The sequence below is a fragment of the Erythrobacter sp. S43 genome, from assembly GCF_057364955.1.
The window spans coordinates 2,873,008-2,887,277 of record NZ_CP200285.1 but is presented as its reverse complement, the minus strand read 5'-3'; the positions used below and the strand labels follow the sequence as shown (position 1 = coordinate 2,887,277).

15 protein-coding genes, 1 tRNA gene and 1 pseudogene are annotated in these 14,270 nt (G+C 56.6%); 2 read left to right on the top strand and 15 right to left on the bottom strand.

The annotated features are described in order from the left end of the window. The first annotated feature begins 8 nt into the window (after window positions 1–8). On the top strand, window positions 9–1,307 hold the full coding sequence (hflX, locus tag AC0V6K_RS14265) for a GTPase HflX (RefSeq protein ID WP_472623367.1): 1,299 nt from the start codon (window positions 9–11) through the stop codon (window positions 1,305–1,307). A gap of 16 nt (window positions 1,308–1,323) precedes the next feature. On the opposite strand, the gene mazG is transcribed toward hflX, so the two are convergent. The 12 genes and pseudogenes from mazG to AC0V6K_RS14205 all read right to left on the bottom strand — a co-directional run bounded on the left by mazG (window position 1,324) and on the right by AC0V6K_RS14205 (window position 11,061). Next, window positions 1,324–2,091 (bottom strand): nucleoside triphosphate pyrophosphohydrolase, encoded by a 768-nt coding sequence (mazG, locus tag AC0V6K_RS14260; RefSeq protein ID WP_486172678.1) that lies wholly within the window; start codon window positions 2,089–2,091, stop codon window positions 1,324–1,326. Between the two features lie 72 nt (window positions 2,092–2,163). Further along, window positions 2,164–2,334, bottom strand: coding sequence for a hypothetical protein (locus AC0V6K_RS14255; RefSeq protein ID WP_472623363.1), 171 nt, complete (start codon window positions 2,332–2,334; stop codon window positions 2,164–2,166). After that, the gene (locus AC0V6K_RS14250) at window positions 2,331–3,113 is read right to left on the bottom strand and encodes an MBL fold metallo-hydrolase (protein ID WP_472623361.1); all 783 of its coding nucleotides are present in this window, start codon (window positions 3,111–3,113) and stop codon (window positions 2,331–2,333) included. The genes AC0V6K_RS14255 and AC0V6K_RS14250 overlap by 4 nt, the downstream gene beginning before the upstream one ends. Next, window positions 3,110–3,886, bottom strand: a complete 777-nt coding sequence (locus AC0V6K_RS14245) for a TatD family hydrolase (RefSeq protein ID WP_472623359.1) — start codon at window positions 3,884–3,886, stop codon at window positions 3,110–3,112. The genes AC0V6K_RS14250 and AC0V6K_RS14245 overlap by 4 nt, the downstream gene beginning before the upstream one ends. Beyond that, window positions 3,886–5,468, bottom strand: a pseudogene (metG, locus tag AC0V6K_RS14240) (methionine--tRNA ligase). Before metG ends, AC0V6K_RS14245 begins: the two are co-directional and overlap by 1 nt. Continuing rightward, window positions 5,461–6,429, bottom strand: coding sequence for a DNA polymerase III subunit delta' (locus AC0V6K_RS14235; RefSeq protein WP_472623357.1), 969 nt, complete (start codon window positions 6,427–6,429; stop codon window positions 5,461–5,463). Before AC0V6K_RS14235 ends, metG begins: the two are co-directional and overlap by 8 nt. Next, window positions 6,426–7,085 carry a dTMP kinase gene (tmk, locus tag AC0V6K_RS14230; RefSeq protein WP_472623355.1) on the bottom strand — a complete coding sequence of 220 codons (660 nt, stop codon included), beginning with the start codon at window positions 7,083–7,085 and terminating at the stop codon, window positions 6,426–6,428. The genes AC0V6K_RS14235 and tmk overlap by 4 nt, the downstream gene beginning before the upstream one ends. Beyond that, window positions 7,082–8,287: a D-alanyl-D-alanine carboxypeptidase family protein gene (locus AC0V6K_RS14225; protein ID WP_472623353.1), complete on the bottom strand. Its 1,206-nt coding sequence runs from the start codon at window positions 8,285–8,287 to the stop codon at window positions 7,082–7,084. The genes tmk and AC0V6K_RS14225 overlap by 4 nt, the downstream gene beginning before the upstream one ends. A 19-nt stretch (window positions 8,288–8,306) precedes the next feature. Beyond that, entirely contained in the window at window positions 8,307–9,350 is a 1,044-nt protein-coding gene (locus AC0V6K_RS14220) for a lytic murein transglycosylase (RefSeq protein ID WP_472623351.1), read from the bottom strand. Window positions 9,351–9,426: 76 nt separating this feature from the next. After that, complete coding sequence (locus AC0V6K_RS14215) at window positions 9,427–10,149, bottom strand: sulfotransferase-like domain-containing protein (protein WP_472623349.1); 723 nt, start codon at window positions 10,147–10,149, stop codon at window positions 9,427–9,429. Beyond that, complete coding sequence (locus AC0V6K_RS14210) at window positions 10,146–10,817, bottom strand: aminotransferase class IV (RefSeq protein ID WP_486172677.1); 672 nt, start codon at window positions 10,815–10,817, stop codon at window positions 10,146–10,148. Before AC0V6K_RS14210 ends, AC0V6K_RS14215 begins: the two co-directional genes overlap by 4 nt. Then, window positions 10,771–11,061 (bottom strand): aminotransferase class IV, encoded by a 291-nt coding sequence (locus tag AC0V6K_RS14205; protein WP_472623345.1) that lies wholly within the window; start codon window positions 11,059–11,061, stop codon window positions 10,771–10,773. The genes AC0V6K_RS14210 and AC0V6K_RS14205 overlap by 47 nt, the downstream gene beginning before the upstream one ends. 70 nt (window positions 11,062–11,131) lie before the next feature. Here AC0V6K_RS14205 and AC0V6K_RS14200 point away from each other — a divergent pair. Then, window positions 11,132–11,221: transfer RNA gene (locus tag AC0V6K_RS14200), tRNA-Ser, on the top strand. Between the two features lie 14 nt (window positions 11,222–11,235). Here AC0V6K_RS14200 and AC0V6K_RS14195 read toward each other — a convergent pair. From AC0V6K_RS14195 to AC0V6K_RS14185, 3 genes are read right to left on the bottom strand one after another with little or no spacing between them, the layout of a single operon-like run. Continuing rightward, window positions 11,236–11,670, bottom strand: coding sequence for a response regulator (locus AC0V6K_RS14195; protein WP_472623343.1), 435 nt, complete (start codon window positions 11,668–11,670; stop codon window positions 11,236–11,238). Beyond that, window positions 11,612–13,621, bottom strand: a complete 2,010-nt coding sequence (locus tag AC0V6K_RS14190) for a sensor histidine kinase (protein ID WP_472623341.1) — start codon at window positions 13,619–13,621, stop codon at window positions 11,612–11,614. The genes AC0V6K_RS14195 and AC0V6K_RS14190 overlap by 59 nt, the downstream gene beginning before the upstream one ends. Window positions 13,622–13,628: 7 nt before the next feature. Next, window positions 13,629–14,270 (bottom strand): response regulator, encoded by a 642-nt coding sequence (locus AC0V6K_RS14185; RefSeq protein ID WP_472623339.1) that lies wholly within the window; start codon window positions 14,268–14,270, stop codon window positions 13,629–13,631.

Here is a 14,270-nt window from a genome sequence, read left to right as displayed (position 1 = left end):
ATGATTTGATGGATGAGGTAACCCGCGGTGCGCGGGCCCTGATCCTGTGCCCGGACATAAGGAGCTTTTCCTACGATCTGGACGCCGATGAACGTTTGGCTGAGGCTCAGGGCCTCGCGCTGGCGATCGGGGTTGTGATTGCGCACAGCGAGATATTGCCGGTGCGTGCGATGCAGCCAAACACGCTGTTCGGCTCCGGTCAGGTCAAGAACATTGCAATCCTGTGTGAGCTCCATGAGTGCGAATTGGTCATTGTTGATGGCGCGCTGACCCCGATCCAGCAGCGCAATCTCGAGGACAAGCTCAAGCGCAAGGTCATCGACAGGACTGGCCTAATCCTTGAAATCTTCGGCGAGCGCGCGGCTACGGCCGAAGGTCGATTGCAGGTTGAACTCGCACACCTAGATTACCAGCAAAGCCGCCTGGTGCGCAGTTGGACCCACCTGGAAAGACAGCGCGGCGGCTTCGGCTTCCTGGGTGGTCCGGGTGAAACGCAGATTGAATCTGACCGCCGGATGATCCGCCAGCGCATGGCACGCTTGCGCCGCGAACTGGAACAGGTGCGCAAGACGCGGGCGTTGCACCGCGAGCGCCGGGGCAGGGCGCCATGGCCGGTTATTGCTCTGGTTGGCTATACGAACGCCGGCAAATCAACGCTTTTCAATCGGTTGACTGGCGCGGACGTGATGGCAGAAGATCTGTTGTTCGCCACGCTTGATCCCACCATGCGCGCAATCAGCTTGCCCGGCGTCGAAAAAGCGATCCTTTCGGATACGGTGGGCTTCATCTCCGACCTTCCGACGCAGTTGGTGGCGGCATTCCGTGCGACGCTGGAGGAAGTTACCGGCGCTGACATCATCTGCCACGTTAGAGACATGTCCAATCAAGCGCATGCCGCGCAGAAGAAGCAGGTCATGGAAGTTCTGGCCGAACTCGACGTGGTCGACGCCGAAACTGGGCAAGGGGACATTCCAATCCTTGAGGTTTGGAACAAGGTCGATCTTCTCGATGAGGAGCGTCAAGCCGAACTCAGCGAAGCAAGCGAGGGGCAGGGGGCTGTGCTAATCTCGGCGGCGACCGGTGCTGGCCTTGAAGACTTCGCTGCAAAGATCGCGGAACTGTTGACCGAGAAGGCGCAGGAACTCTGCGTGACGTTACCCGTCAGCGATGGACGCCGAATGGCCTGGCTACATGCACACGGTGATATCTTATCAGATGAAGATGCCGGGGAGGGGGACGAAGGACCGATGCGACGCCTAACCGTACGCCTCAACCCTAAGGAATTCGGTCAATATCAGAGTCTATAGATTTGATATTGTGAGATTATTCCGCACTTTTAACCTGCTCCCAGAGCGCTTCTTGTTCGTCGAGGGATAGGTCAGGGAAACTGCCTTCAGCCAGTTTTTCCATGGCGAGAAAGCGACGTTCAAACTTAGAATTGGCGGCTTTCAGCGCGTCCTCCGCACTTATCCCATGCGCGCGGACGAAGTTGACTGCGGCGAACAAGAGATCGCCTGCTTCTTCGACTTTGTGCTGATCCGAGCTGGCGGCCTTAAGCTCTGAAATTTCTTCGACAATCTTCGCTTGAGAGCCACTTGGATCGGGCCAGTCAAATCCCGTTCGTGCGGCGCGTTTTTGAAGCTTCTGCGCGCGCATCAAAGCTGGCAAAGCCTTCGCAACACCGTCGAGAGCGCTGCTGGCACCTTTTTCGGACCGCTCGGCTTCCTTAAGATCTTCCCAGCGTTTCTCACCCATTGTGCCGTCTTCGTCGCCGAAGATATGTGGATGCCGGGCTTCCATCTTGTCGCTGATCGACCGGGCGACGTCTTCAAAGGCGAAATCACCGGCTTCCTCTGCCATTCGGGCATGGAATACGACCTGAAGCAGCAAGTCGCCTAGCTCGTCTTTGAGATCTGCCATATCGCCGCGTTCGATGGCGTCTGCGACTTCGTAGGCTTCTTCGATCGTGTACGGCGCGATTGTCGAGAAGTTCTGGGCCAGATCCCAGTCACAACCGCCGTCAGGGTTCCGAAGCTGGGCCATGATGGTTAGGAGACGGTCGATTTGTGTGAGTGGGGCGCCCTCTGACATACCGCTCCTTGAGATTGATAATATATATTATGTTAAATTAACAAAGGCCGGATTCATCGCCCTCATATGTACTTACTGAACAAACGCCCCAACCAGCAGCGTTCCTCCTACGAAGATCGCTAACCATACTAGCGCCAACTGGATTGTCTTACTCCAACCAAGTTTGAACGAAGCAAAGGCGCTGCTCGCCAAGAACAACCAACCGACCATCGCAACGATCGAAATAATCGCATATTCGCTCATGCTGTCATCTCCAATCCGTCATAACCTACAGTGACGAACTCAGGCACCTCGTCAACCAGTGTCTGGTAATCCATGCTCTTATCAAGATGGCTAAGAACAAGTCGCTTGGCACCACAACGCTTAGCCAACTCAATCGCCATTTCGAGATGAGCGTGCGTCGGATGTGGCTCGCGGCGAAGACAATCACTCACGAGAATGTCCACGCCATCAAAAAGATCAATCATATCATCAGAGATCGCGCTGTAATCGGTGGCATAAGCAATCGACGCGCCGTCAGCCTCAAACCGATATCCGGTGGTCTCTCCAGGCCCGTGTTCCATCTGACACCATTCGACACCGAAGCCGGCAATGATCTTCAAACGGTCTAAATTCTCGAGATTGATGATCGTTGGATAGCCATACTCGCCCGCAAACACATAGCTGAAACGATCTCGCAGCCGCCGAACCGTCACGTCCGAGGCATAGCCAGGAAGGGGGCCACCGCGCCCATATCTCAGCACCCGCAGGTCATCGACCCCGTGGCAGTGATCAGCATGATCGTGCGTCCAAAAGACTGCGTCGATCTTGTTGATCCGATTGGCCAGCAATTGGGCTCGACAATCCGAGGAGGTGTCGATCAGCAGTCGCGAGCCTTCGTTGCTTTCGACCAGAATCGATACGCGCGTGCGCCGATTGCGTGGCTCATTTGGGTCGCAGTCACCCCAGTCACCTGTGCCATCGTCTCCACCAATGCGCGGGACACCTGTCGACGTGCCCGAGCCAAGCATGATGAACTTCACAGCGCCGCCTTGCTGAATAAGGACTTGAAGTTATCGGTGGTTATGTCGGCCAGTCGCTCCGCTTCCGTTTCGCGCAACCCTGCCACAAACCGGGCGGTGTCGGCGACGAAGGCTGGTTCACACGGACGCCCGCGGTGCGGCACAGGCGCAAGGAACGGACTGTCGGTTTCCACCAGCAGCCGATCATCCGGCACCTGCTTTGCCGTTTCTTGCAGGTCTTTCGCATTCTTGAAGGTGACAATGCCCGAAAGAGATATCGTCAGCCCCAGATCAAGCACCTTGCGGCCAAAATCCTGTGTTGCTGTAAAGCAATGGATCAAAGCGGGGAATTTCCCCTTCTCCATCTCTTCAATCAAGATCTGATGCGTATCATCCTCGGCATCGCGCGTGTGGATGATAACCGGCAATCCTGTTTCTCGTGCTACATCGATGTGCATGCGGAACAGCTTGGCCTGCGTTTCGCGATCAGAATGCTCGTAGTAATAGTCGAGGCCCGTCTCTCCGATAGCGATGACGCGCTCATTCTCAGTCGCAGCGAGTAAGACGCCCCGCCCCAAGTCCTCGTGCTGGTCAGCCTCGTGCGGGTGGATCCCGACGCTGGCGAACACATCACTTTCACGGTTTGCAGTGCCGACAACCTGATCCCACTCGGATTGCTTAGTCGAGATATTGAGGAAGGCCCCCACCCCTGCCTCACGCGCTCGTGAGAGGACGCCAGCCTGATCTTCGATCAGACCTTTGTACTCGAGGTGACAGTGGCTATCGATCAGCATCACGCTTCCTCGGATGTTTCCGGCAATTCGAGACGCGGGAAAAGCGGTTTGGGGGGCTCAATTTCGAACCCGCTTTCAGCCAAGGGCGAATACCAGTGGCCACGAATGCCAGCATAACTCCGGCAATCGTCTGGAATACCCATATGGTCGAGCAGCTTCCGGCTGCTTCCGGGGATCACCGGCTCAATTGCTACAGCCAGTTGCGCAATGCAGATGTACAGCGTCGCAAGGACAGTTTCCATGCGCTCCGGATCGGTCTTGCGCAGTGCCCATGGCGCCTCGGCATCGATGTAACTGTTACAAGCGAACGCAGCCTGTAGCCAAGCTTCTACACCTTGTTGCAGCGCGAGGCTCTCAAAAGCTTTTGGGATCTCTTTTGAGACGGCGCGATCCACCGCTTCGAACAGTGCATTGTCCGCATCTGTGTGCCCGTGGATTGCGGGTAATGAACCGCCAAGGTTCTTGGCAATGAATCCAAGTGTGCGCTGCGCCAGGTTGCCGAACGCGTTGCCCAACTCTCCGTTGGCGCGCTGAACGATGGCTTCGGCAGAATAGCTGCCATCCTGACCAAAGGCGATCTCGCGCATAAAGAAATAACGCAGCTGATCGGTGCCAAACATATCGGCCAATTCCATCGGATCGACAACGTTACCGGCACTCTTGCTCATTTTCTCCCCGCCGCGTGCGAGCAGGAAGCCGTGGCCGAACACCTGCTTGGGAAGTGGCAGATCCGCACTCATCAAAAATGCGGGCCAATAGACGGCGTGGAAGCGCACAATGTCCTTGCCGATCATGTGGATGTCGGCAGGCCAGTATTTCTGGAACATTTCGCCGTCGCTTTCGGGGAAGGCAACGCCGGTCATATAGGTCGTGAGCGCGTCGACCCAGACATACATGACGTGCCCCTCGCTGTCGGGCACCGGAACGCCCCAGTCAAAGCTGGTGCGCGAAACACTCAGGTCCTTCAGACCGCCCTCTACAAAGCGCTGCACTTCATTCCGGCGGCTCGCCGGACGGACGAAGTCCGGATTGTCGCGGTATAGCGCGAGCAGCTTGTCTTCGTACTTGGAGAGCTTGAAAAACCAAGTCTCTTCTGCAGTCCATTCAACGGGAGTGCCCTGTGGAGAAAGCTTCTCGCCCCCTCTCCTTCTTCGAGCTCACTCTCGTCGTAAAACGCCTCGTCGCGGACCGAATACCAGCCTTCATACCGGTCAAGGTACAAGTCACCGTTCGCCTTCATCCGGTTCCACAGCTCAATGCTGGCCGAATGGTGGCGCGGCTCGGTGGTGCGCACGAATTCATCGTAGCTAATGTTCAGTGTCGCGCACATTTCCTTGAAATAGCCGGACATTTCGTCAGCCAATTCAATTGTCTCGCGGCCCAGCTTGCGCGCCGTCTGGTCCATTTTCAGGCCATGCTCGTCGGTGCCGGTGATAAAGCGCACGTCGCGCCCCATCAGCCGCTGGAAACGTGCCATGACGTCGGTCGCAATGCCTTCATAAGCGTGACCGATATGCGGTCGACCATTGGGATAATTGATCGCCGTCGTGATGTAGAAAGGGGTTTTGTCAGCCTCAGCCATGGGCCGGTTCGCTAGCCGCGCTTGCCTCGACAAGCAAGGTGCCGATTTCAAGGGTGAGCAGACCAGTATCAAAATTGTAGGTCGGTGCCTGTCCTGCAAGTGCGACAAGCTTGCCGTGCGCCCCTATCAACCGGCTGCGGTGACCGGGTGCTGAAACCGACTTTGCCATATCCGTCACTTGCGATTGCGCAAGCTCCAGCACAGCCTGTAGACGTTGCCTGTCAGCACGAGGTCCAATCACTTGGCTTAGCATGCCGCGCGCGCCAAAACCCTCATCCCCCTCGCGCAAAATCCGCTGGATCAATTCTGCGATTGGGCCGAGGTCTTGCTCAATAAAGCCGAGCGCCGCGCCAAAGGATCCGCGCGAAGCCTGAAGCGCGGCGTCGATTGCAGCCGGATCACCCCCCTGCCCTGACGCAGTCAGCATTTCCTCCATTTGCGACCGATTGAGGACCGGAAAACGCAAGATTCGGCAGCGCGAACGAATTGTCGGAAGCAAACGCGAGGGGCGGTTTGAAACGAGAATGAAGAACGTGCCTTGCGGCGGCTCCTCCAGACTCTTGAGCAGCGCGTTGGACGCACTTGTCTCCATATCATCAGCAGGGTCGATGAGTATCGCACGGCGCGAGCCTAGTGTTGGCCGAGTGGTCAGCCTTCTTTGCATCGCCCTGATCTGCGCGACGGAGATATTGCGCTTCGTTTGATAGGGTTTGCCTTCTTCCCGCTTCTTCTCCTCTTTGTCATCCTTGGGAAGGTTGGTGAGCAGCAGAATATCGGGATGGTCGCCCGCAGGTTGTGGAACACCATCTTCAGCGACAAGCTCGCGCGCGGCCGCCATTGCAAAGTCATGCTTGCCAAGGCCGCCCTTGCCCGCGAGCAACCACCCATGATGCATGCGCGTGCCACTCAGGGCTTCTCGCCATTCACGCCAAGGACCGGAATGATTGGGCCAGTTCGTCATGACCGACCCAACCCCACCGAGAGCCTATCGTCCAGCGCCGCAAGAATACGTTCGTGCACCTCTTCTGGACTGCCGTTACCGCTAAGCACAACGAAGCCATCTGGATCAGCCTCGGCCAATTGGCGAAAAGATGCCGCTACCGCGCGGTGATAGTCGAGCCCTCGCCCTCCGATCGCGTCGCTTTCACCGCCATCGCGTACGGCAAGGCGTGACGCCAATGTCGCTTCGTCTACTTCCAAGAGGATAGTCAGGTCTGGCCGCAATCCCCGGCTACCGAAGGCATGGAGGGCTGTGATGGCATCATCGCCCATGCCCCCTGCCCCGCCTTGATAGGCGCGGCTTGAATCGACGAAGCGGTCACAAACGACCCAACTGCCATTCGCAAGCGAAGGCCGGATTAGCTTTGCGACATGATCGGAGCGTGAGGCGGCGAACAAAAGCGCTTCAGCCTCTGCATCCCAGCCCTTTCCAGGTGGGTGCAATAGCAACTCGCGAATTGCTTCTGCTCCAGGTGTCCCTCCCGGTTCACGGGTCAGAACAGCGCTTTGGCCGCTGCTTTCAAGAGCCTCAACGAGCAAACGCGCCTGTGTCGACTTGCCCGTCCCCTCGCCTCCTTCAAACGCGATGAAGCGAGCACCGCCAGATGACTGGGTCATGAGAACCACCCCACAATGCCATTCAATAGCCTTGTGAAGGCCCCTGCCTCACCCACGTCCTCTGCCGCAAGCAAGGGCACGCGCGCTGGCTCCATATTCGGCACATCAACCACCAAAGTGGCAATTCGCTGCCCCTTCTTGAATGGAGCGCGGACCGGTCCATCATATTCGATGGTCGCGCTCAAATCCGAAGAACGGCTCATTGGAACATTGGCGAAGACGTCTCTATCCGTAACCAGCGCAATGGAACGGGTATCACCGCTCTGAACGCGCGCACTGCCGACTTCGTCACCTTTGCGATACAACCGTCTCCGGTCAAAATTGGCAAAGCCCCATTCGATGTATTCGCGTGCTATGCGGTCACGATCGGACGATTTGTCGAACCCGGCAAGAACCAGAACAAGCCTTTGCCCGTCTCGCTTGGCTGTCCCAAGAAGGCTCGAACCTGCCTCTCGGGTGTAGCCTGTCTTCAAACCGTCAGCCCCCTCTGTGCGCCCCAGCAAAGGGTTGCGGTTGAACTGTTCGATATTGTTCCATGCAAACGTTTGGATCGAGAAGTACTCGGCGTAGAGCTTCGGGTGCCGGGTAATCACAGCATTGGCCAGTTTCACAAGATCTTGCGCTGTCGTAAATGTGTATCCCTCGTCCGGGAAGCCATTCGGAGTGCCGAAATGGCTGCCCGTCATTCTTAGCTCGCGCGCCTTCTCATTCATCAGCGCAGTCCATTTTTCGACCGAACCTGCGGCTCCCTCTGCCAAAACGATTGAGCCGTCATTGGCGGAAACGGACATGATCCCTCGCAGCAAATCGTCGACTGACGTCGGCTCTTCGGTGTCGAGCCACATGGTCGAACCTTCGCCGTTCCATTTCTCGAATGTCTCGTTCGACATCGACAGTTTTTGGTCGAGGCTGAGTTTGCCTTCCTTGATGAGCTCAAACGCGACGAAGGCCGTCATTGTTTTCGTCATCGAGGCCGGGATGATGCGACGCGACGAGTGCTTGGCATGCAGCACCTGTCCGCTGGTCATATCCATGAGCAGAGCAACCGGAGCGTCTTCTGCCGGGCTGGCGTCAAGGCTGGGCGAGTATGCCGAGGTTGCGCTCGTCATCAATGCCACTGGCACCGCGAGAAGGCTGGCTTTGAGCACTTTGGGAAACAGACTTGCGAACACGAGAACGTTATAGCCGCCAGTCAGACGCAAAGCGAGGTGTCCGTCTGCGTTACTTCACGATTTCGTCAGCCATCAGGCCCACGCTCATCGCGTAATAGTTTGAGCAATTGTATTCGAGGATCGCTCGGTAATTGCCTGTGAGCAGCCAAGCCGGCTTACCTGGTCCGTCAGGCTGAAAGAGCGAAACGAGTGTATCATCAGGCAATGCCCCTTGCGGCGAGACACCCAAAGCACGCCATTCGGAAACCGTCTTCCATTGGCTGTGACGCTCATGGACGCGCGGGCAAACCTTGGCGTCGATCTTCGACTTATGAGCACCGACATTAAACCCATTGGGCACGAACGCGCGCACCGCCCATGGCTGACCAGTCCGCCAACCCGCATCTTTGAAATAGTTGGCGATGGAGTGATATGTATCCGCGCGGTTGGTGAAGATATTGGCGCGTCCATCACCGTCGCCATCGACCGCTAGTCGAAGATAGACCGAGGGCAGGAATTGCGGGTTACCAAATGCCCCGGCGTAGCTCCCCACCAATTGGCTCCGTGAGAAACCGCGATCGGCGATCTTGAAAAGCGCGATCAGCTCGCCTTCGAACAATGTCCGGCGGCGTCCTTCCCAAGCTAGCGTGGCAAGGCTGCGTGACAGATCAAAGTTGCCACGGATCGCGCCATAACCTGTTTCGTGTCCAAAGATGGCAACAATGATCTCCGCAGGAACCCCATATTTTCGAGAAGCAGCTTGAAGTGCGCTGTAATTGTTGCGGAGCTCTCTACGTCCACCATTGACGCGCGCCGAATTCACATGCGTACTGATGTATCGCGACATCAGCGGATACCCACGCGATGTAGCGCTGCCAGGCTGGTTCTGATCAAGGCGGATGACACGCGGGTTCGGAGTTAGGCCAGCGGTCATACGCTGAATAGTTGCTTCACTTACACCCTCCGACCGGGCGCGCGCCTTCACCCTTTCAATATAAGTATCGAAGGCGATTCCGTCGCGTGCTTGTTGCGCCTGCGCAGGTTCAGAGGAAGTTGAGACAAAACCGGTAACGGCAAGGCTAACGGCGATCAGAGCTGTTCGGGCAAAATTCATTCCCCGCTAGTCTCACAGCCAAGCTGAATTGCCAATTACCCAAGCCCGCAAATCGACAGGCAATTGCACTTGTGCGCTAAATTGAGTGGGCAAGCAGCGCTTCGTAATCATCTCGGCAGGCTTCCGCGACTGCGAGATAGCCGCCTTCTAGCACAGGCAGGCTACCAGGAGCGTTACCGAAACCCGTTGAGGCGTTGACCTTGTCATACCAATGCTCGCCCCAAACGCCGTCTTCTGGCAACGGCCCTTTGGACCAGTGCAGCATGGCTGGGTCCCAGCCTATGCCGAGTCTCTGACAAAGTCGCTCAAGTACGGTCGCGGGATCACGCAAGATTGCATCAGAATCGACGACAATGGGCGCTTCACCGGTGCGCTCAGCCTCCCAATCGAAATACTGCCTCAGCTGCGCGAAACCGAGCATTTCGGGCCGTCGCAGTTCATTCTTGTTGCGATAGCTTGCGACCACACGTTCCGGCGCGCGGATCAAGAATGTGTGGCGGTGGCCAGGGAAGTCCCGAATGTCAATGTGCCCAACCATGTGGTGCGGCATGTGCTTTTGATACCAGACCAGCGCATCTTCCGGCGCGGCCCCGGATTGGGTCGCCAGAACACTGTTCCAATCGCAATCCATCGCCGCGATCGTTTCCGCCGCCATCGGATGCGGCTCACCGCTGTGCTTCAGAAATGCACCATAGAATGGCTCGTCGCTCACCGCGCAATCGGAGCGCGAGCCAAAACTGCGCATCATCGCCGTGGAGATGTTACGCGGCCCGGACCACATTGCGATCCTAATGGTCATGAGACATCTCGCTCCATCAATCCCTTATAGAGTGATTGGAGGCGATCAACCATTGCCCCCCTCCCCTCCGTCAGCGAACGACCATCAACCTCAGTAACTGGGACCACGCCGGCGAATGTGCCTGTCACGAACGCCTCGTCAGCGCCGTAGACATCGGTAAGCGAAAAGTTCTTCTCAAACACGGGAATGCCGTTTTCGCGGCACACACGGATAACGTTCGAACGCGTAATCCCGCCAAGGCAGTAATCCCCACTGGAGGTCCAAACTTCCCCTTTGCGAACGATGAAGAAATGCGTCGAATTGCACGTTGCCACAAATCCATGCGGATCCAGCATTAGAGCTTCGTCTGCGCCCGCCTGTGTTGCCTGAATACAGGCGGTGATGCAGTTGAGCTTTGAATGCGAGTTGAGCTTCTGATCCTGCACCGCTGGATCACCGCGCCTGACATGGACCGTGAACAGGCGGATACCCGTCTCAATCGTTGAAGGCAGCGGCGCCTTGTATTCGGGGATGATCACGATGGTCGCTGGAGAGATCACAACCCGAGGATCCTGATACGGCGTCGAGCGAATACCACGTGTAACCATCAGGCGGATATGGACTCCCTCGGCGTCGCGCATCTCATTGCCATCTACGGTGTCGTAGATCTCGTTTTTCAAGCTCTTCACGCGATAGGCCAACGTCCATCGCAATCGCTTTCGCACCTTCATAGAGGCGGTCCATATGCTCTTCGAGAAAGGCGATTTTGCCACGATGAAGGCGCAGCCCTTCCCACACGCCGTCGCCCAGCATGAAGCCGCTGTCGAACACCGAAATGGTCGCCTCAGGTCTCGGAACCAGAGTGCCGTTGACGTTTATAAGGACGCTTTCGTTGCGCGGATCGGGTGCGAAGTCGTGAGTGCCTTGAGCCATGAAATGCGTGTACACCGATGAAGGCGGGTGACAAGCGTCCACACTCGCGCTAACGGGCTGTTGCTCGCGCGGACAGGTGGCAGAGCGGTTGAATGCACCGGTCTTGAAAACCGGCAAGGGTGCAAGCCCTTCGTGGGTTCGAATCCCACCCTGTCCGCCAGCACTTCCCGAAAGTCAGCCTTTCAGCCGCTCATAAAGCAGGCGCGTTTCCAGCAGGTTGGAGATGCGCAAGCCCACCTCGATCACATCGAAAGGTTTGGCCACGAAATCCTTTGCCCCCAGAGCCAAAGCCTTTCGACGCGCCTGAATGGTTGTGTCAGCAGTCAGCACCAAAACTGGGCGGAATTCATTGGCTGAATCGTGCCGAGAAAAGGCCTCGAGCAGTTGGAAGCCATCCACCTCCGGCATCATCAGGTCGAGCAGAACGATATCGGGTTCGATATCAATGTATGCCCGGAGCGCTTTGCTAGAGTCCGTCAGACAATGAATGTCTGTGTATCCCTCGCGTTGCAGAAGGTTGCGCAAGAGCAGGACGTTGGCTTCTTCATCATCAATCGCGAGGACTTTGCACCCGAGGATTTCTTCGCTTGAAACCAGTTGTGTAGGCATCATTTGGCCCCTTGCGTTTCAGCCGCATTGAGCGACGCATCGCCATCATGAAGAGAAAGCGTGAACCAGAAGCGCGCGCCCTCCCTCCCGGCTCATAGCCGATCTCTCCGCCCATAGACTCGACGAGACTTTTGGACAGTGCCAAACCTAGTCCCGTCCCTTCAGCTATTGGCCGTTTTTGCTGACCAAGCCGGTCAAAAGCTGTGAATAGACGCGGCGCATTGGCTGGATCAATTCCGGGTCCATCATCCTCTACAAACACACGGACATTTCCGCTTGCGCTTGAGGCGCTCAATCGAACAAAAGAGCCTTCGGTATTGTACTTTGCTGCGTTCCCAACAAGGTTCAGGATAACCTGCGTCACGCGCCTTTGATCAGCGCTAACAATTGCCGGACTATCCGGAAGGCTCATATCGAATTTCAAGCCCGCACTGGCGACTATGGGCTCTGCAAGATCATGCACTTCCTCAAGCAATTTGCTCATATCTACAGCTTCGATCTCAACGTCGGCGCCACCCGCTTCGATGCTTGAGATATCGAGCAGGTCATTGATCAGCGACAAAAGATGACGTCCCGCTTTGGTGATCTGCTCAATCGCCGCCTTATGTGGCTCGGCAAAATCATCCTCATCAATCTCAAGCAGCTGCCCAAAACCAAGAATGGCATTCAATGGCGTGCGCAATTCGTGGCTGGTCCGTGAGAGAAATTCACTTTTCGCGAGGTTCGCGGCCACCGCATCTTCGCGTGCGACCCGCAACGCCTCCTCGCTACGGCGACGCTCGGTCATGTCTCGCGTAACCTTGGCGAAGCCCTGCAAGTCGCCAGCTTCATCGCGCAAAGCGGTAATTACAACGTTAGCCCAAAAGCGCGAACCATCCTTCCGAAGCCGCCAACCTTCGTCTTCTGCTGCGCCTTCGATACTGGCCCGCTCAAGCATCTGATTCGGCAGAAACTCCCGCGTATCTTCAGGGTAGAAACGGCTGAAATGCTTGCCGAGAATTTCCTCGGCCTGCCACCCTTTGATGCGTTCTGCACCAAGGTTCCAACTTGTAACTGTGCCAGACTGATCGAGCGTGAATATGCCGTAGTCGCGTACTTGCTCGAGAACGAGGCGGAACCGCTCCTCGCTCGCCCTCAAGTCAGCCTCGCGCTCCCTCAATAGCGCGCTGGCACCAACCAAGCGTTGTGACAATCGCCCGATTTCGTCAGCTTCCTCGGGCATTTCGCTCAAGCGCTCACCGCGCGCGAGCCTACCCGCACTGCTTTCCAACTTGCTAACGCGTCGGACGATCCCAGTTGAGAAGAGATACACTGCAGCGAGACTGCCAAGCAGACCAACGATACCGCTCACTGCTGTAAGTGTGAGAAACCGAGTGCGCACATCATCAACGAGGGCACGGCGTTGATCCAGCACTACGGCCTCGCGCACTTGAATCTTGTCAATGACGCGGCGGACGTTGTCCAGCGCCAGCTTGTTCGCGATCAAGGCGCTTTCTACCTCGGCGGCTGTAAGGTTGTCCGCGTCTTGGGCCTCGACAACCGTAGCGCTCAAACCCTCGCGCTTTTCTGCAGCGACCAGCTCTAGCTCGCCAAAATACTCCCGAACAACTTCATCCTCGATCGCATCATCCAGGCGTTCCATTGTCGCTGGTAGGTCTTCTTCCGCCGCACGATACTGCTCTAAAAACCGATCTTCTCGGGTCAGTACATAGCCGCGTACGCCCGCCGCAGCTTCGGCTAACAAAGCGTGGACCTGATAGATATCGCGCTGAATCGCAAACGCTCGTCGTACATCATCTTCGGCACGTGTCTCCGCACTACTCGCAAGATAGAGTGAGACGAGAGACCCGATGAGGATCGTCAACGGCAGCGCGACAACCACCAATCCTTTGAAGGTCAGTGGCCTGTCAGTCCAAAGCCTCTTCGGAGTTGAAACGGATCGGTTCGCCATAGTTTGCTTACTGCTCCGATTTCATCTGGACGGCCAGCACAGCAGCCTGCGTACGGTCTGCCACGCCTAGCTTACCAATCAACCGTTCAACATGAACTTTGACCGTCGCCGGACTAATCTCTAACTCGCGGGCGATTTCTTTGTTGGTAAGCCCTCTTGCAACAAGCCCAACCACATCCTGTTCGCGGTTTGTAAGGATCTGAGAAAGGTCACGGTGCGGCGTTGGTTTCGTATCCTCACGCATGGCTGCGCTTACCAAGTCCAATGGCAATGCCGATTGCCCTGCCATTACCTGATCGATTGCCGCCCGCAGATCACCAATCTCGGTATCTTTCAGGACATAACCAGCAGCTCCGGCGGACAATGCCTGTCTCACGTAACCTGGCATATCGTGCAGCGTGAGCATGATCACCTTGGTAGGCAGCGCCATCGCGACTATCCGTCGTGTTGCTTCTAGACCATCGATACCATCGCCGAGGCGAACATCCATCAACACCACGTCAGGACCAAGCTTCTCGACGAGGGTGATTGCCTCTTCACCCGTTTCAGCAACGCCCACAACTTCGATCCCGCCGGCGCTAAGGACAGCCTTCAATCCTTCACGCGCAAGCTGATGATCATCGACAATAAGAATACGTGGAGCAGCCAT